Raw genomic sequence first — 16459 nt, 5'->3', positions numbered from 1 at the left:
GCAGGTTTCCTGTCATGACTGGGTGTAAGCCCATTTTCCTTGACCTTAATCAAGGACGCGGGCCATTCGTCAAAAAATGGCCCATTTCATGGCCCATTGCGGGCCCATTTCGGCTTGTCCGTTTTTCTCGCGATGGCATAATCGTGGGTTATGCGGATCACCGTAAGAAAGTTCTTCCCAAAGGTACGATAAATGTCTTTGTCATTAGGTCGGGTGATCGCTGTGGTTTCGCAAAAGGGGGGCGCTGGCAAGACGACTGTTGCCATACAGCTCGGAGGGGGGTTTCACGCCATTGGCGCTTCGGTGCTGCTGGTCGACCTGGATCCACAGGAAAGCGCGTTGCGCTGGGCAGAGTCGGCGCCCTTGCTCGACTCGGAGCTGCAACTCGATGTTCGCAAGATGTCCGGCCTGGAACTGATCAAACATGTCGCAGAACTGCAGACCGAGGCCGATTATGTGGTTCTCGACACACCGCCGTCGATCTACCATCCGTCTACGCTGGCCGCACTGGCGGTGGCGCATCTGGCGATCGTACCGGCCGTGCCGAGCCCAACCGACCTGTGGTCGACGCTGGCGGTCGAGCGGCTGATCCTGAATCGCATGGAGCAAAGCCATCGCCTGCACGGCTGCATTCTCCCCAACCGTGTACAAAATACCGCTCTGGCTACGGATGTGCTTGAACTATTGCATGAATTTACCTTGCCCATTCTCGATGCTATGCTCTGCCAGCGCAACGCTTATGCGCAAAGTGCCGTGATCGGCGCATCGGTTTTTCAACTGACTTCCGGGGCCGACGCCGCTCAGGATGAGGTTCGCAAGCTGATCGCTGCCGTTCTTAAACAATTGGGAGAAAACTGATGACTACACCCGCACGTACTACCAACAGCAACAAGACCGCTTTGCGCGCCAGTCTCAAGAAGGAGGATGAATCGCTCGCCGAGCGTCTGGTGGCCACCGATGTTGCGCTGGTCGCCCCGCAGGAACCCGAGGCTCCCGCCGCTGCCGCGCCAGAAACCCAGGCGGCAACGGCACCGGTGCGCAAGTCTGCAGCCAAACCAGCGGACGAAGTGACGCCGGCAGCCGTTGTGGAAGCTCCCGGCAAGGCCGCGAAAAAGGCGGCGCCGGCGAAAACCAGGTCGGCAAAAGGATCTGTTGCGGCTGCAAAGGCCAGGTCGGGCAGCAAGAAAGCCGCTGCGGCCAAGCCTCAGGCCAAGGTCGAAGCCGCCGCCGAGACCGGCAAAAAGACCGCCGGGCTGGAGGAAGCGCTGGAAAAGATTGAAAAGGCGGCCAAGGAAAAGGGCGACAAACTCGTCCGCTACACGGTGGAATTGCTCAAGAGCGAGGAGGCGGCCATTGATGCCGTGCGCGCCGAGTTGTCGAAGGCCGCGGGTTGGGCAGCGAGCAAGTCCGACATCCTGCGCGCTGCAGTGCGCCTGTTTGCCGAGCAAAAGGTTGAGCAGATGAAAGCTTTGCTCGCCGCGGTTAGCATTCCCGAAAAAGGCAAGAAGAAGAACTGATCGAGCATGGAAGCAATGGCTTGCCTGGCGTCTTTCCCCGCGGTGTCGGATCAGCTCGCTGGTGGGCCATTGCCTGAGAGAATTTGTGGATAAGTGGTGCCGACCATCGTCGGCATGTTTTAACTGTACGCTGCTCGAACGGGCAGATAACCAAGGGAGGTCGTATGTTTAGTAGTCTGATGCCGCAACGCCGGGAATTCTTTGAGCTTCTCGCGGCGCATTCCGAAAAGGTCGCTGCCGGGGCCAATGCAACCCTGCGTCTGATCAATGGCCTGGGCGATGGCAGTGGCAACGCTGCGGCGCTGGTCGCGGAGGTCAATCTCAACGAAAAGAATGCCGATGAGATCAAGGCCAAGGTGATCGCTCGTCTGCACCAGTCCTTCACCACGCCGATCAACCGGGACCAGATCCATTCGCTGATCAGCGAACTCGACATGACGCTCAATGTCCTGCAATCGGTAGCCAACGCCATTGACATGTACGGCATCAAGCAGTCGACGGTCGAGGCCCGCGAAATGGCTTCCTTGAGTGCCGATGCCTGTATGCGCCTCAACCGTGCGGTCGCGGCTCTGGGCGAAAAGGGGCGTGGTGAGGAAACCCTGAACCTGTGCAAGGAAATCGAGGAAATCGAAACCAAGGCCGACAAGGTGCAGCAGAAGGCGATCACCGCGCTGTTCCAGGAGGGAGCCAACGTCTGGCAGACGATGAAGATGCGGGAGTTCTACTCGCTGCAGGAATCCGTCCTCGATTGCTGCCAGGACGCGGCCAAAATGATCGAAGAGATCCTGATCGAGAACTCCTGAGAGGTAGCGCGAAATGGAAGGCCTAAATATGAGCATCTGGACGCTGGGGCTGCTGATTGCAGTGGCGCTGGCGTTCGACTTCATGAACGGGTTTCATGACGGTGCGAACTCGATCTCGACGATCGTTGCGACCGGCGCCCTGACACCGAAACAGGCGGTACTGTTCGCCGCGTTCTTCAACTTCGCCGCCCTGTGGGTATTCCAGCTCAAGGTGGCGGCGACGATCGGCAAGGGCACCGTCGACCCGAGTTTTGTCGATTATTACGTGATCTTCGGGGCGCTGGTCGGGGCGCTCGCCTGGAACATCATCACCTGGTATTACGGCATTCCGTCTTCGTCCTCGCATGCGCTGGTCGGCGGTCTGGTCGGAGCAACCGTCGCCAAGGCCGGTTCGGGAGCGCCGATCGTCTGGGAGGGTTTTGGCAAGATCCTCGCCTTCATCATCATTTCGCCACTGGTCGGAGTGATCATCGGTGGCCTGTTGATGGTGCTGGTGTCGTGGATCTTTCGCAACACGTCGCCTTATCAGGCCGGGAAATTCTTCAAGAGCGGGCAATTGATCGCCGCTGCCGCGTACAGCCTGGGCCACGGCGGCAACGACGCGCAGAAAACGATCGGCATCATCTGGCTGCTGATGATCACTGCCGGCGTGGCGACCAAGGACGTGGCGACGCTGCCGACCTGGGTGATCTATTCGTGCTACTTCGCGATTGCCTGGGGAACGTATCTGGGTGGCTGGCGAATCGTCAAGACGATGGGCACCAAGATCACCAAGCTCAATGCGGTCAGCGGCTCGTGCGCCTCGATGGGCGGTGCGATCACGCTGGGCCTGGCGACACTGGGCGGCATTCCGGTGTCGACGACGCATACCATCACCGGCGCGATCATCGGCGTCGGTGCGGCGACCGACGTCAAGGCGGTGCGCTGGGCGATTACCATGAACCTGCTCGTCGCCTGGGTGCTGACGATTCCGGCTGCGGGCCTGATCGCGGCAATCTTCTGGTACATCGGGACCAAGTTCCTGTAGCCCAACGAAGGGTGCTGGCATGGAACGGACGCCCCGGCAACGGGGCGTCGCAGAACAACAGATGATCATCAAGGGAGTTATATATGTTACCCAAGCGAACCCAGTTTTTTGAGCTGCTCGAGGCACACAGCGAGCGGGTTCTGGCCGGTGCGAATTCGATGCTGCGCCTGATCAACGACCTCGGGGTCAGCGCAGCGGAGGTTGCCGCGCTGATCCAGGAAGTCAACATGAACGAAGCGAGTGCCGACCAGATCAAGGCCGACCTGCTGCTGATGCTGCACAAGTCCTTCGTCACCCCGCTCAACCGCGATCAGGTCTACGAACTGACGCTGGATATCGACCGGATCATGAATGCGGTGCAGGATGTCGCGCAGGCGGTCAACATCTACCACATCGGCGCGGCCAATGCCGAGTCACGCGAGCTTGCGTCGATGGCCGTGGATGCCTGCTCACGCCTGACGCGCGCGATTGCCGCCCTGAAGGAAAAGGAGCGCAGCGAGGTCAGCGTGAATCTATGCGTCGAAATCGAACGCATCGAAGAGAAGTCCGACCTGGTCATGCAGCGGGCGATCAAGACCCTGTTCCAGAACGAGGGCGATGAACAGGCCGCCCTGCGGGCGCTGGCCTTGCGGGAGTTCTATGCGCTTCAGGAGAAGGTCCTTCGTGCTTGCAAGGCCTCGGCCCAGATGCTCGAGGAGATTCTGATCCAGAATGCCTGAGACCTGATGACCGGCCTTGCGCACACAACGCCCCGGCAACGGGGCGTTTCCTTTGGCAATTTCCGAAAATCGAGAGGTTCCTCGTCTCCCCGTTCTTGACTACGCTGCCATCTCCCGTGAACCGAACTTCGGACTACAATTCGCTCGCGCAGTAGCGGCGGAGGCTGGCGCAGAGGGTAAACCCCGTTGCGAATGTCACCTCCACCCCGTCCGGCTCGGCGTGACCTTCCTTCCGGATTTGTTCACCTGCCTTCGCGGAGAACGCCCATGTTACCCAGCAACCCGATGGCCGCCCTGTTCGGCAAGTCACCGTTCAAACCGCTGCCACAGCACATGCGCATCGTGATGGAATGCGTCGAGGAAGTGCTGCCGCTGTTCCAGGCCCTGATTGACGACGATCAGGAACAGCTTGAAGAACGCAAGAACCACATCTTTGTCAAGGAACGTGAGGCTGACACGATCAGGAACGAGATCTGCGAGCATCTACCGCGCAGCACGCGCCTGGCCATGGGCCGGCAGGACCTGCTGAAACTTCTGTCGGCACAGGATGCCATCGCCAATACGGCACAGGATATCGCCGGCTTGCTGGTGGAACGCAGAATGGAGATGCTCCCAGGCATGGCCGAACCGCTGATGCGACTCGTGGCCCGCTGCATCGATACCTGCCGGCAGGCGCATGCGATCATCGAGAAACTGGATGAGCTGCTGCATGAAACCACTTTCCGTAGTCGCGAGGCCAGCCAGGTGGACGAGATGCTTGTCGAACTGAGAAACATGGAATCCGATACGGATCTGATGGGAATGGCATTGGCCCGTGCCCTGTTCGCGGAGGAGGACAGGCTCAAGCCGGTGTCGGTGATCTTCTGGTACCAGTTGATCCAGTGGGTGGGCAATCTGGCCGATTACGCGGAAAAGGTCGGTGATCGGCTGCGCCTGCTGATCTCCCGCTGACGATCACGAATCCAGAAAGAAGGCTCGCCCGTTTTCAGGCCCGCCCGTTTTCGACTTCAACCATCCGAATTCCGGCTGTTTGGTTCGGATGTCCTGCAAGAGGGTCCGCCAGCAAAGGCGGTAGTATGGAAATCATCGATCAGCATCAAACCTTGTTATATGTCCTGGCCCTCGCCGGGGGGCTTTACATGACCTGGGGAATCGGCGCGAACGGGGTCGCCAGTGCGATGGGCACATCGGTTGGTTCGGGTGCGATCACCGTCAGACAGGCGCTTGTCCTGGCCGCGATCATGGAGTTCTGCGGCGCTTATCTGGCCGGTGGAGAGGTCGCCGACACGATTTCGACCGGCATCATCGACGGCAGGCTCTTCGAACCGGTGCCCCATCTGCTGGTGTTCGGCATGATCGGGGCGCTGCTGGCGACGGGGATCTGGCTGATGGTCGCCAGCATGCGCGGCTGGCCGGTGGCACCGACGCACGCGATCGTCGGTGCCGTGTGCGGAGTGGGCGTTGCCGCCCTCGGCGTGCATGCCGTGCATTGGGAAATGATGGGCGAAATCGTCGCCAGTTGGCTGATCTCGCCGGTCCTTGGCGGTACGGTGGCCCTGCTGCTGACCATGAGCATCCGCAAACTGATTTTCAACACCGTTAACCCGATCGCCCGGGCGCGCAAGTGGGCTCCGGTATATGTCTTCCTGGTCGGCTGGATGGTGTCTCTGGTCACCATCAGCCAGGGCCTCAAGCATCTGGACATCCATTTCCGCGTATTCTCCGGTCAGCTCCTTGCGATCGTGATTGGCATCGTCCTGGCCCTTGCCGCCCGGCTGATGATGAACCGCATCCAATTCGACGAGCGTGTCGACCGGGCCTTCCAGCACGCCAGCGTCGAGCGGCTGTTCATTCCGCAAATGGTGTTCACCGGCGCGGCGATGGCTTACGCGCATGGTTCGAACGAAGTGGCCAATGGGATTGGCCCGATGGCTGCGGCGATTCAGATCCTCGTGAGCCGGGAAATATCCGCCGGTTCGCCAATCACGCCCTTCCTGTTGCTGTTCGGCAGCCTCGGCATGGTGGCTGGTCTGGCGACCTACGGTTACAAGGTGATGGCCACCCTAGGCCACAAGATTACCGAGTTGACGCCAACCCGAGCCTATTGCGCTACCGTGGCGACCGCTTTTGTGACAGTGGCCGCTTCCGGCCTGGGCTTGCCGGTGTCCACCACGCACATCGCGGTGGGGGCGGTGATGGGTGTCGGTATTGCCCGCGGGATCGGCGCCCTCGACCTGCGTGTGATCGGTGGCATTGTCGTCTCCTGGTTCATCACGGTGCCGGTTGGGGCGCTTCTGGGGGCCATCATCTTCCATCTCCTGAATGCCGTCCTTGCATGAATATGAGGGCGACTCTTGCCGCCGGATACTGCCTGCCGCGCGCCGTTCACTGATCGATTGAAACTGCAGCCATGCCGGAACTGCCTACCTTGCCCATCAAATCGCTGCAGCGCTTCAAGGGGATCGATTTCCCGGAGGACATCCGCTTTGGCCAGATTCTCGTGACTGGCCCGCCTGGTGCCGGCAAAAGCACCTTGATCGTGCGTCTTGGCGGTTGGTCTGAAGAGGGCTATCTCGATCTGGGCCGCAAGCATTGGTGGCGATCCGAGATCCTCTCGGTGCGGCCACGCGAGATTCATCTGGGACTCCCGTTTCAGGGTCTGGCCAATGCGGTCTCGGTTTTTGATGCCGAGTTCCTCGATCGCGATCCGCTACCCCCCGTCGATTTCGATCGCATCGTCTTGCCACCCCGCAAGCGCTATTTCTTCTCGGTCGACTGGTATCGTCGCTATGTGTTTGAATTCATGCTGCCGCCTCCCGAGCTGGTATTCGAGCGCCGGGTCGAGCGGGCTCGTCACAGCACCCATCCGGTCGATGCTCAACTCAGTCTCCGGATCTGTACTGCCCAGCTCGCCGTTTTCCGCAGCGTCGCCGAATTTTTGCACCGCAAGGGCTTCAAGGTGTATCTCCGCGAGGGGGCGGATGGCCACCCGAGTCGTTTTCCCGATCCGCAGTCACAGCCGTGAGGACAATGGCTGCCCGGCGCTCGTTCAGGCTGTCGAGCTTGTTGGCGTGGCTAAAAGGGGTTGTTGCCAGACTGGGCTTCGGCTGGGGGCGTGACCTCCGGCTCGGCGACTCGTACCGACTGGGGAGCAGCAAGGTGCGGGTTCCCCTTGGTGGTCTGCCGATCGAGATCTCGCTTGGTCTCAACGACAAACGCCTGCATCTCTACCCTGAGACGCGTCTCAACGCGCGTGGCGAGCCGGTCAGACTGGGCAACTTCATCCTCGTCGATCCCAGCGTCCATCGTCGCCGGATCAGTGGTTTTCTGCGCCTGACGCCGAAGAGTTGGTTGTCGCTGGGTTCGGCAGACATGCTCCAGAAAGCGCTATTCGATTACCCGGCGGCTGTCGATGAAGAGCACCTGGTCCTGATCCACGGACGCGATGCGCTGGTTTTTCGTAATTTGAGTGACGCCGGCACGCGAATCGGACCCGCTCCTGCAGAAGACGGCTGGCTTCGCGAGAGACTCTGGCGGCGGCTACGCGAGATCTTCGGTGGTCCGATCGCGCTATTACCCAAGGATGAGGCGATGCAACTCATCGAAGAGGTCAATCGGCTATTGCGGAAAGAGATTTATCGTCCGATCGATGAGCGGGGTTTACCGGGTGGATTGCTGCTGTTGCCGTCGAAGCTCACGCCGATTATCGTCGCCGACATGCATGCCCAGATCGACAACCTGTTGACGATCCTGAGCCAGAATGCTTTTCTCGACGCGCTCGAGCAAGGCACCGCCGCGCTGGTGATTATCGGCGATGCGGTACATTCCGAAATCGACGGGCAGTTGCGGGAGATGGAGAGTTCGATGCTGATGATGGATCTCATTTTCCGGCTCAAGCGGCGCTTTCCGGAACAGGTGTTCTATGTTCGCGGCAACCATGATTCGTTTTCCGAGGATATGTCCAAGGACGGCATTCCACAGGGCCTGCTGTGGGCCAGGGAACTCGGTGAACGACGCGGGGCGGCCTACCTGAAGGCCATGGAGGAGTTCTACCGGTTGTTGCCTTACGTGGTGGCCTCCGACGATTTCGTCGCCTGTCATGCGGCCCCGCCAACGAGCAAGGTCGACACCGAGATGCTGGTGCAAATCCATCGTCATCCGAGGCTGATCATCGAGTTGATCAACAACCGCCTGCAGCGGTCGAACCGGCCACAGGGCTATCACCGACGCGATGTCAAACGCTTTCGCCAATGCCTGCGAGTGAGCCCGGAAACTCCCTTGATCGTTGGCCATACACCGATCGACCGTGAGAATACCTTGTGGCTCAACGTCGATGGCATTGCCAACCACCATGTGCTGTTCAGCGCCAATCCCGATCAGGTCGGCGTCTTCACCCGCATCGGCGACACCATGGTTCCCTTGCGCTACCCGGTCGACGCATTGACGCCGATCATCAATGCGCTCGACCCGGCGCCGGACTGAGCAACGAAGGCTGGCCGTCTCAGGCGCTGCATGCCGCCGCGCCACCGATGATCTAATCTGGTTTTTCTGGTGGGCGATAGTGGGTTCGAACCACTGACTTCCACCGTGTGAAGGTGGCACTCTACCACTGAGTTAATCGCCCAGAGCGATGAAGGCATCGCGAGATCTTGACCACTCCGCTTGACCACTCAGGCCGCAGCAGGAGTCAGCTGTCGCTACACGGATCGAGACGATCAGATTCCGGAACCGTCTAGCGTATCGACAGGAAGCCGGATTACATCACAAGTCGGTAGCCCGGTCAATCCGATCGGAAGTGATTTCATGTCCATCACACCGCTCGGCAGAACACCCGGAATCGCGATGCGCATCATAATAATTGATCTAGGTCACCCCGAACGGCCCCTTGAGCTGCTAAGGTTTAGGCTGTTCCCGGGAATGTTTTCTATGCAAGGAGAAAGAAGCAATGAGCATCGCAGCAGCAATATCCTCCCCACCCGAGGCAACCAGGCGGCGGCTGATGTCGGGCAACGAAGCGGTGGCGCGGGCCGTGTGGGAGGCCGGGGTACGGGTGGCGGCAGCCTATCCGGGAACCCCTGCGACCGAGATGCTCGAATATGTGGCGACGTATCCGGATATCTACACCGAGTGGTCGGTCAACGAGAAAGTGTCTCTCGAAGTGGCCTTCGGCGCCACCATGGCGGGTTCGCGCAGCTTCTGTGCGATGAAGCATGTCGGCATGAACGTCGCTTCCGATGCCCTGATGACAATGACGCTGACCGGCGTCACGGCGGGTCTGGTGATCGCGATCGCCGACGACGTTGGACTCTCGTCGTCGCAGAACGAACAGGATTCGCGCTACTGGGGCCGTTTTGCGCATGTCCCCCTGCTCGAACCGGCCGACTCGCAGGAAGCGCATGATTTCACGCTGGCCGCCTTCGAACTCTCGGAGCGCTTTGAGGTCCCCGTGATCCTGCGTCTGACGACCCGCATCTGTCACGTCAAAGGACTGGTCAGCATGGGTGAGCGCAATGAACGTGCGGTCGCCGGGTTTACCAAGGACGTCAACCGCTGGGTGATGGTGCCGAGCGGTGCCAGTCGGCGTCTGCCGCTGATGTTCGAACGCGAACGCCGGTTGCGCGCCGAGGCCGAAAACTCCGCGCTCAACGTCATTGAACCGGGCAGCGATCGCCGCGTCGGCTTCATCACCTCCGGTCCGGCCTACATGCATGTGCGCGAGAGCTTCCCCGACGCGCCGGTTTGCAAACTTGGCTTCACCTTCCCGCTGCCTTTTGACCTTCTGCGCCGCTTCGCTCTTGAGTGCGAACAACTGCTGGTCGTCGAAGAGGTCGAGCCCCTGATCGAGACCGAACTCAAGGCGCAGGGAATAATCGTCAGCGGCAAGGATTTTCTGCCGCTGATCGGTGAACTGTCGCCGCAGGTGCTTAAGCCGGCAGTCGCCCGCCTGCTTGGCAAGCCGGTATCCGAACAGGCAAAGGCGGTGCCGATGAGGGTCTTTCCCCGACCGCCGACGATGTGCGTCGCATGCCCGCACCTGGGTGTCTACTACACGCTTTCGCAGTTGCGCAATGTCACCATTTCGGGCGACATCGGCTGCTACACGCTGGGCTTCGGCCAACCATGGAACGCGCTCGACGTGTGCATCTCGATGGGCGCTTCGATGGGCATGGCGCTGGGCCTCGACAAAGGGCGCAGCGAGGTCGAGAAGGACCAGAAGATCGTGGCCGTGATCGGCGATTCGACCTTCCTGCACATGGGCATGCAGGGCCTGCTGGACATCGTCTACAACCGTGGCAACGTCACCGTCCTGTTACTCGACAACCGAGCCATCGGCATGACCGGCGGGCAGGACAATCCCGGCAGTGGCCGCGACATCCATGGCGCAGAAGCTCCGCGCGTCGATTTCGCCACGCTGGTCAAGGCCCTCGGAGTACGGGCAGAACGTGTGCATGTGCTCGATGCCTACCAATTGCCGGTGTTGCTGCGGACCCTGCGTGCAGAGACAAAAATTCCCGAGCCCTCGGTCATCATCACCAACCAGCCCTGTGTACTGATCAAGGACTACCACGCACTCAGGCCATACCGGGTGATCGACGACAAGTGCACGGGTTGCGGCAACTGTGTCGATGTCGGTTGCCCGGCAATCCATGTCACGCGTCGAGACCGGGTCAGGAAGGCCAGCGGACGCGAAGTCGATCTCGCTTTCGTGCGCATCGAAAGTGCTGCCTGTACCGGCTGCGGCCTGTGCCTCCAGCCCTGTGCACCCGATGCGATCGTGCATGTCGATGCCCTGGCGACGCCGATCAAGGTCGTCAGGAAGGGCAGCGAGCTGGCGGGATCTCCTCAAGATGTCTGAAACGAACCGCTTCACCACCACCAACATTCTCGTCGTCGGCACCGGTGGCCAAGGGGTGATGACCGCCACCGAGATCCTTGCCGAAGCGGCGATCGCGCTCGGCCATGATGTCAAGAAAACCGAAGTCGCCGGCATGGCGCAGCGCGGCGGCGTGGTCTCGTCGCACCTGCGCTTTGGTGCAAAGGTGTTGTCGCCGCAGATCACGCCCGGCACCGCCGATGTCCTGCTGGGTTTCGAAGCCGCCGAAGCGATGCGCTGGCGCCACATGCTGCGTCCCGACGGGTTGGTGCTGATGAACTCCGGCCGCTTGGTGCCCCCGATCGTCGAGCTGGGTCTCTACGATTACCCGGACGATCCGGTGACCGCAATGCGTGCCGCCGGAACACAGGTCTTCTCCTTCGACGCTTCACAGATTGCCCAGGAACTCGGCGACATCCGGCTGGGCAATACGGTCATGCTCGGCGCCATCTCGGACTACCTGCCCTTTCCGGCCGAGGTCCTCGAGGGCTGCATCCTCCAGCGTTTTGCGCACAAGAAAGCGGCACTCGTCGAACTCAACCAGCGCGCTTTCGCCGCCGGTCGCGCAGCCACCGAAGCGGCGGCGAAAGCCGAGGCCGACGCCGCCTGATGCTTGGCGCCAGTGTTCTCGTGTGGCTGGCCCTGAACGAAGACCCGACCGTGGAGTTCAAGTCCACGGCCGACGCCAAAATCATGGGGCAACAGAACAGGTGGGTGTCTTCCTGAACCCGGTAGGCCGACCAATACACGGGGAGCAAGAATGAATACAGATCGAATCGATCGCGCACGCGGTGCGCTGCTGGGACTGGCGACTGGCGATGCCGTGGGCACCGTTGTCGAATTCCGCCGTCGCGACAGCTTCCCGGAAGTCACCGACATGGTCGGTGGCGGGCCGTTCCGGCTCAATCCCGGAGAGTTTACGGATGACACATCGATGGCCTTGTGCCTCGGCGCCAGCCTGGTGGCCAGGGGGTTCGATCCCCAGGACCAGATGCTCCGTTATCAGGACTGGGCGCAGAACGGCTATATGAGCAGCAACGGCCGCTGCTTCGATATCGGCGGTACCGTCAGCCAGGCTCTGCGGCAGTTCCAGCGCTACGGCAATCCGCTGTGCGGCTCGACCGACCCGCACAGCGCCGGGAACGGTTGCATCATGCGCCTGGCACCAGTGCCGATCCGTTACCTCGACGACATCAAGTTGGCCGTGCAGTATTGCGGCGAGCAATCGCGCACCACGCATGGCGCCGAGGAATGTATCGCCGCCAGCCGGTTGTTCGGCGAAATGCTGGTGCGCGCGCTGAACGGCGCCGACAAGGAGGCGGTTCTCGCCGCGCCCGAGCACGCGGGTGCGTTACCACCGAAGCTCGCGATGATCGCTGCCGGTGACTACCGCGCCAAGTCGCGCCCCCAGATCAAGGGCAGCGGCTATGTGGTCGAGAGCCTCGAAGCGAGCCTGTGGTGTTTCCAACAGACCGGAAACTACCGTGATGCTGTGCTGATGGCGACCAATCTCGGTGATGACGCCGATACCACCGCGGCGATTACCGGGCAGATTGCTGGCGCCTTCTACGGCGAGGCCGGGATTCCACAGGAATGGCTGAAAAAACTGGCCATGGGCGAAATGATCGGCAGGATGGCCGAGAAACTGCTGCCGGCCAGTAAAGATTCACCCTCTCAACATTTTCCCCAGCAGTAATTTTTATGTCATAATGTGGCGACTCAACAACGAACCGACGCAATGCCGGAGAGGGAAGGTCTGATAAACCTGCCGCCGCCGCGAGGCATGCGCCTGGCGCTATCTCGGCACCGTCATCGAAGCTGCCCGCAAGGGCCTCGAACTTCCCGCTTTCCCCGCCATCCCGCCATCCCGCCATCCCGGCAACTGCGTAGAGGGTGGATCTTTACTGCTGGCCTGTTGCAGGAGACGCGCATCTTTGTCAAAGCACCCTCAGGGTCGAAACTCGAATGACGGTTGCGTGATGTCGGAGATCGGTTTGAGCGGCGTCCCCGGTTCGACGAAGGCGCCCAGCCAGCGGTAGGTGCCGGCCGGTTCGCTGCCGTTGAAAGTGTAACTGAAGATCGGTCCAGCAAACGGACTGATCGGCCAACTGCGCAGCAGCGGCTGCACAGTCGTGACGAAGTTCGACTCCCCCAGCCAGAATAGCGTCTTGCAGAAAGTCGCTGAGCACCCTCCAGGGACTTGCAGCGCGATATAAACGTCGCCGCTGGCCGATGTCGTCCCCGGAGTCACGCGCGCCGATAGCGTGACCGTGGCTCCGGCGCCCACCGTCGCAGGACTGACCGACAGCGACAGAGCCGGCTGCAGCAGATCGATGAGGGGATCGCGATACTGTGCGAAATACACCCACGCGGTTGGCGAAACACCGGCCATCGTCGTATTCCATGGCGTCAAGGGACCGCCATACCAATGATCCTGCGCGCCTGGGAAGGCGCCCGCGTAGCTGGCCGTGGACGGAATCTGCAGCGAGGAAAGCTGCTGCAGGACGAAATCCGCATCGGGGATGCCGGCAGCCACGGCCTGTGCGGAAAACTCGACGGCAGGCGTATAGGGTCCGGCGATGTCGCCGTACCCATGGTGCGTTGCGTCGAACGAACTGACGCGCAGGATCGAAGCGGCGTAAGCCTGCGAGTCCAGGGCTTCCTCGGTCTTGCCGATCGCGCGCAGAAAGGTCGCTCCCCAACTGCCGCTGACGTCGATCGCGCTGGCCGCATCAGCCGGCAGAACGCCGGGTTTCATGCGTCGCTGGACGGCATCCCAGCCGAACTGGAAAATGGCACTGCCAAGCCGCGCTGCTTCCTGCGAACGTCCTGCGGCGAGCAGGCCGAAGTAAGCCGAGATGTTTCCTTCGACACCCAACGAAATCAGGTTCGGATACGCCGGATGGCGGCCAAATTGGCCGATCAGCCACGCGGCCCCGCGATCGATCGCGTTGTCGAGCGCGACGGTATCCGCGTACAGACCACTGTTGCGCAGTTTGTTGAGCGCAATCAGCACCCATCCGACGTTGCCGGCCCATTCACAGGTATCGATGTCCTGTATCAGCGTTTCATGGCCATCGCAGGGAATCGGTTGCGACGCGCGATCGGGCCCCCTGAGCACGCCGGTCTGCGAAACATACATCGAGTACCAGGCCCCTGCCTGCACCCTGCCGGCGGGAATCTGCAAGGCGATCAGCCGGGCCGCCAGTTTTCTCGCGGCTTCGAGGAAAGCCGTCTTGCCCGTGTACTGATACTCGTAAACGAATACCAGGAGCGCTTCGGCCTGGGCGTAGCTGTTGAAGTTGGGGGTCGTCTCGGGAAACCACGCGGGCAGCAGATCCTTGCCCGCTGCGGACGGCGCAACCTGCGCCAGCAGCGCATTGGCGGCTTTGCTGCGCACCGCCGCGTTCCGAGAGACCGTCGCAAAACCGCTGGCGGCGGGCAAACGGTGGGCCCCACCCGGTTTCAGGTCGACAGCCGCAAACTCGTCGAGGTAGAGGGTTCCGGCATGCTCTTCGGTACCTGGGTCATTCGACGGATTGTCCGCGACTTCGCAGCCGGCGCAACGGACGATGGCAATCTCGAAACCCGTCACTCTGCTCAGGTTGATCGCTCGATCCGAGGTCAATTCCCGCAAGTCGAGGTAGAGGGTTCTCCACACCGGCAGGTCGGTCATGCTTTTCAGGGCGACAGCAACCAGGCCGCTCGCGTCCTTGAGCTTCACTTCGACCGTGTCATGCGCGCGCAGGTTGGAGCCGCGCATCGCCAGCCGCAGGTGGGTGTATCGGCTGAGATCGCGCGCCTGAGCCAGGGTCCTCTGCAACACGATCCAGCTTTGCCCGGCATTCCGGCTGCCGGCAGGGGCGACATTGCGCAGGTCGTAATCCACGGCCAGGGCCGTGCCGTTGCAGCCCGCAACCATACGCAACGTCGGCACGGGAATCGACCCATCGGCCGTACAGCAATGGTCCCACGGCGTATCGAAGTCATCCAGAACGACATCGACCCGCCCGTCTCCACAACTGATTCCCCATGGCGAAACAGGCCGGTCGGCAGCGTGCGATGCTGCAAGGGTCAGCAGACAGGTCGCCACTGCCAGCAGCGAACGCCCCCGCAACACCGTCCAACAGGCCTTCGATGAACATGCCTGCCCAATCCAATCAAATCGCCTTTTCATAGACGGACCTCTCTCGGCAGCGAACACTTCTGTTGTTCAGAATCGGTCAGCAGAACATAGCATAGCCAGGTGGCGCAGGGCACACGAACGACGACCATCCCCCTCGCAACAGTATTGCAATCCATCCCTGTCTTGCGCAACGAATGCCGGGGAACAGGAAGCAGGTCAGGAAAAATGATGGCCCAAAAAAACATCACGCGCACTTGCGAATTCGGGGAGCCCCTGATGGCTGTGTCAACCCGACCTGCGCGACTTAAAGCGTTGTATGCTAGGAACGGTTCCCACCCTGAAGGAGAGTCGCCATGACTTTGTGCCCGATCGCCATGGTTGCCGGTTGCAAAAAATGCCCGGCGTTTTCGATCTGCCCGCTGAAAACGGTACTTGGCGATGCTCCGAAGCAGGATGCTGCGCCGGTCAGCCCGGAAGGCGAGAACCAGAAGTAGGCCTCGCCGAAGGCGCGTCACGCGTGGCGTGCAGGCGCGTAAATCGGGTTAGCGCAGCATAACCCGACCCCTCATGTCCTGCATGGATGGCGGCAAGACCGGCATCCCCGCAGGCAACCCCCTGTTTCTTTTCCCGATGCCAGGTTTCATGTTCCATGCTTGACACGATTCTGCTCACCGCTGCGCGCATCTGCACTTTCGGGCAGCAGCGGCTACTGACCAACGCGAGTGGTTTTTTCTTCGCACGTGGCCCGCGGCTGTTTCTGGTGACCAGCCGGCATGTCCTGCTCGACGAGCCGAGCCGGCATTTTCCCAGCCGCATCGAGATCGAGCTGCATATCGACCCGAACAACCTGGCCGAATCAACGGGATTTTCGATTCCGCTGTACAACGGGGGAAAAAGCCTCTGGCGGCAGGGCCTGGATACGGCTGGGGACATCGACGTGGCGGTGATCGAGATCGACCGCAGCGCCCTGCCGGCCGCGACGCTCTATCGCGCCTTCACGCCAGGGCATCTGCCCGGCCGCGGCGACGCCGTCGAGGTCGGCAGCTCGCTGCTGGTGGTCGGTTTTCCGCTCGGCTTCCATGACACCCTGCACCACATGCCGGTGGTGCGGCAAGCGGTGCTGTCGTCGTCATTCGGCCTGCGCTTCAAGGGTGAAGGGTACTTCCTGACCGATGCGCGCACTCACCGTGGCACCAGCGGCGCGGCTGTGGTCATGCGCACCTATGGTCAGGACTCGGCGCGTGGCGATCTGCCGTGGCTGCTGCTCGGCATCCATTCGGCGCGGCTCGACGTCGGCAGCCGCGACCGCAAGCTTGATGAAGCGCTGGGTCTCAATTGCGCCTGGTACGCCGACATCCTGATGACGCTGACCGCTCACTGATTGCGTGCTGCC

Annotated in this window: 15 protein-coding genes and 1 tRNA gene; 14 read left to right on the top strand and 2 right to left on the bottom strand. The window is 61.2% G+C overall.

Going from position 1 to position 16459, the window contains the following annotated elements:
* Positions 1–192 precede the first annotated feature (192 nt).
* The 9 genes from V5B39_RS04145 to V5B39_RS04105 all read left to right on the top strand — a co-directional run bounded on the left by V5B39_RS04145 (position 193) and on the right by V5B39_RS04105 (position 8548).
* A complete protein-coding gene (locus tag V5B39_RS04145) occupies positions 193–858 on the top strand; it encodes an AAA family ATPase (RefSeq protein ID WP_332341661.1) in 666 nt (221 codons plus the stop codon).
* A complete protein-coding gene (locus V5B39_RS04140; protein ID WP_332341660.1) occupies positions 858–1517 on the top strand; it encodes a hypothetical protein in 660 nt (219 codons plus the stop codon). Before V5B39_RS04145 ends, V5B39_RS04140 begins: the two co-directional genes overlap by 1 nt.
* Before the next feature lie 164 nt (positions 1518–1681).
* The gene (locus V5B39_RS04135) at positions 1682–2320 is read left to right on the top strand and encodes a DUF47 domain-containing protein (RefSeq protein ID WP_332341659.1); all 639 of its coding nucleotides are present in this window, start codon (positions 1682–1684) and stop codon (positions 2318–2320) included.
* A gap of 13 nt (positions 2321–2333) precedes the next feature.
* Positions 2334–3347, top strand: a complete 1014-nt coding sequence (locus V5B39_RS04130; RefSeq protein ID WP_332341658.1) for an inorganic phosphate transporter — start codon at positions 2334–2336, stop codon at positions 3345–3347.
* Between the two features lie 83 nt (positions 3348–3430).
* On the top strand, positions 3431–4066 hold the full coding sequence (locus V5B39_RS04125) for a DUF47 domain-containing protein (RefSeq protein WP_332341657.1): 636 nt from the start codon (positions 3431–3433) through the stop codon (positions 4064–4066).
* Positions 4067–4333: 267 nt separating this feature from the next.
* The gene (locus V5B39_RS04120) at positions 4334–5017 is read left to right on the top strand and encodes a TIGR00153 family protein (protein WP_332341656.1); all 684 of its coding nucleotides are present in this window, start codon (positions 4334–4336) and stop codon (positions 5015–5017) included.
* Positions 5018–5142: 125 nt separating this feature from the next.
* Complete coding sequence (locus V5B39_RS04115) at positions 5143–6405, top strand: inorganic phosphate transporter (RefSeq protein ID WP_332341655.1); 1263 nt, start codon at positions 5143–5145, stop codon at positions 6403–6405.
* 71 nt (positions 6406–6476) lie between these two features.
* Complete coding sequence (locus V5B39_RS04110) at positions 6477–7091, top strand: serine/threonine protein phosphatase (protein WP_332341654.1); 615 nt, start codon at positions 6477–6479, stop codon at positions 7089–7091.
* A gap of 5 nt (positions 7092–7096) precedes the next feature.
* Complete coding sequence (locus tag V5B39_RS04105) at positions 7097–8548, top strand: metallophosphoesterase (RefSeq protein ID WP_332341720.1); 1452 nt, start codon at positions 7097–7099, stop codon at positions 8546–8548.
* 67 nt (positions 8549–8615) lie between these two features.
* On the opposite strand, the gene V5B39_RS04100 is transcribed toward V5B39_RS04105, so the two are convergent.
* Positions 8616–8690: transfer RNA gene (locus V5B39_RS04100), tRNA-Val, on the bottom strand.
* Positions 8691–9011: 321 nt separating this feature from the next.
* Between V5B39_RS04100 and V5B39_RS04095 the strand changes: the two genes are divergently transcribed.
* The 3 genes from V5B39_RS04095 (at position 9012) to V5B39_RS04085 (ending at position 12636) form a co-directional block, all read left to right on the top strand.
* Positions 9012–10922: a thiamine pyrophosphate-dependent enzyme gene (locus tag V5B39_RS04095; RefSeq protein WP_332341653.1), complete on the top strand. Its 1911-nt coding sequence runs from the start codon at positions 9012–9014 to the stop codon at positions 10920–10922.
* Entirely contained in the window at positions 10915–11550 is a 636-nt protein-coding gene (locus V5B39_RS04090) for an indolepyruvate oxidoreductase subunit beta (protein ID WP_332341652.1), read from the top strand. Before V5B39_RS04095 ends, V5B39_RS04090 begins: the two co-directional genes overlap by 8 nt.
* A 150-nt stretch (positions 11551–11700) precedes the next feature.
* Positions 11701–12636, top strand: coding sequence for an ADP-ribosylglycohydrolase family protein (locus V5B39_RS04085; RefSeq protein ID WP_332341651.1), 936 nt, complete (start codon positions 11701–11703; stop codon positions 12634–12636).
* Between the two features lie 252 nt (positions 12637–12888).
* Here V5B39_RS04085 and V5B39_RS04080 read toward each other — a convergent pair whose 3' ends face one another.
* Positions 12889–15060, bottom strand: a complete 2172-nt coding sequence (locus V5B39_RS04080; protein WP_332341650.1) for a hypothetical protein — start codon at positions 15058–15060, stop codon at positions 12889–12891.
* Between the two features lie 359 nt (positions 15061–15419).
* Between V5B39_RS04080 and V5B39_RS04075 the strand changes: the two genes are divergently transcribed.
* Positions 15420–15560 carry a hypothetical protein gene (locus V5B39_RS04075; RefSeq protein ID WP_332341649.1) on the top strand — a complete coding sequence of 47 codons (141 nt, stop codon included), beginning with the start codon at positions 15420–15422 and terminating at the stop codon, positions 15558–15560.
* Positions 15561–15715: 155 nt separating this feature from the next.
* Positions 15716–16447 carry a S1 family peptidase gene (locus V5B39_RS04070; protein WP_332341648.1) on the top strand — a complete coding sequence of 244 codons (732 nt, stop codon included), beginning with the start codon at positions 15716–15718 and terminating at the stop codon, positions 16445–16447.
* The last annotated feature ends 12 nt before the right edge of the window (positions 16448–16459 follow it).

The organism is Accumulibacter sp., from assembly GCF_036625275.1.
Taxonomy (GTDB): domain Bacteria; phylum Pseudomonadota; class Gammaproteobacteria; order Burkholderiales; family Rhodocyclaceae; genus Accumulibacter.
This window is presented reverse-complemented; position numbering and strand designations above follow the sequence as displayed.

Coding starts and splice junctions, on each gene's coding strand:
- V5B39_RS04145 (WP_332341661.1), top strand. CDS start 193: ATGTCTTTGTCATTAGGTCGGGTGATCGCTGTGGTTTCGCAAAAGGGG.
- V5B39_RS04140 (WP_332341660.1), top strand. CDS start 858: ATGACTACACCCGCACGTACTACCAACAGCAACAAGACCGCTTTGCGC.
- V5B39_RS04135 (WP_332341659.1), top strand. CDS start 1,682: ATGTTTAGTAGTCTGATGCCGCAACGCCGGGAATTCTTTGAGCTTCTC.
- V5B39_RS04130 (WP_332341658.1), top strand. CDS start 2,334: ATGGAAGGCCTAAATATGAGCATCTGGACGCTGGGGCTGCTGATTGCA.
- V5B39_RS04125 (WP_332341657.1), top strand. CDS start 3,431: ATGTTACCCAAGCGAACCCAGTTTTTTGAGCTGCTCGAGGCACACAGC.
- V5B39_RS04120 (WP_332341656.1), top strand. CDS start 4,334: ATGTTACCCAGCAACCCGATGGCCGCCCTGTTCGGCAAGTCACCGTTC.
- V5B39_RS04115 (WP_332341655.1), top strand. CDS start 5,143: ATGGAAATCATCGATCAGCATCAAACCTTGTTATATGTCCTGGCCCTC.
- V5B39_RS04110 (WP_332341654.1), top strand. CDS start 6,477: ATGCCGGAACTGCCTACCTTGCCCATCAAATCGCTGCAGCGCTTCAAG.
- V5B39_RS04105 (WP_332341720.1), top strand. CDS start 7,097: ATGGCTGCCCGGCGCTCGTTCAGGCTGTCGAGCTTGTTGGCGTGGCTA.
- V5B39_RS04095 (WP_332341653.1), top strand. CDS start 9,012: ATGAGCATCGCAGCAGCAATATCCTCCCCACCCGAGGCAACCAGGCGG.
- V5B39_RS04090 (WP_332341652.1), top strand. CDS start 10,915: ATGTCTGAAACGAACCGCTTCACCACCACCAACATTCTCGTCGTCGGC.
- V5B39_RS04085 (WP_332341651.1), top strand. CDS start 11,701: ATGAATACAGATCGAATCGATCGCGCACGCGGTGCGCTGCTGGGACTG.
- V5B39_RS04075 (WP_332341649.1), top strand. CDS start 15,420: ATGACTTTGTGCCCGATCGCCATGGTTGCCGGTTGCAAAAAATGCCCG.
- V5B39_RS04070 (WP_332341648.1), top strand. CDS start 15,716: ATGCTTGACACGATTCTGCTCACCGCTGCGCGCATCTGCACTTTCGGG.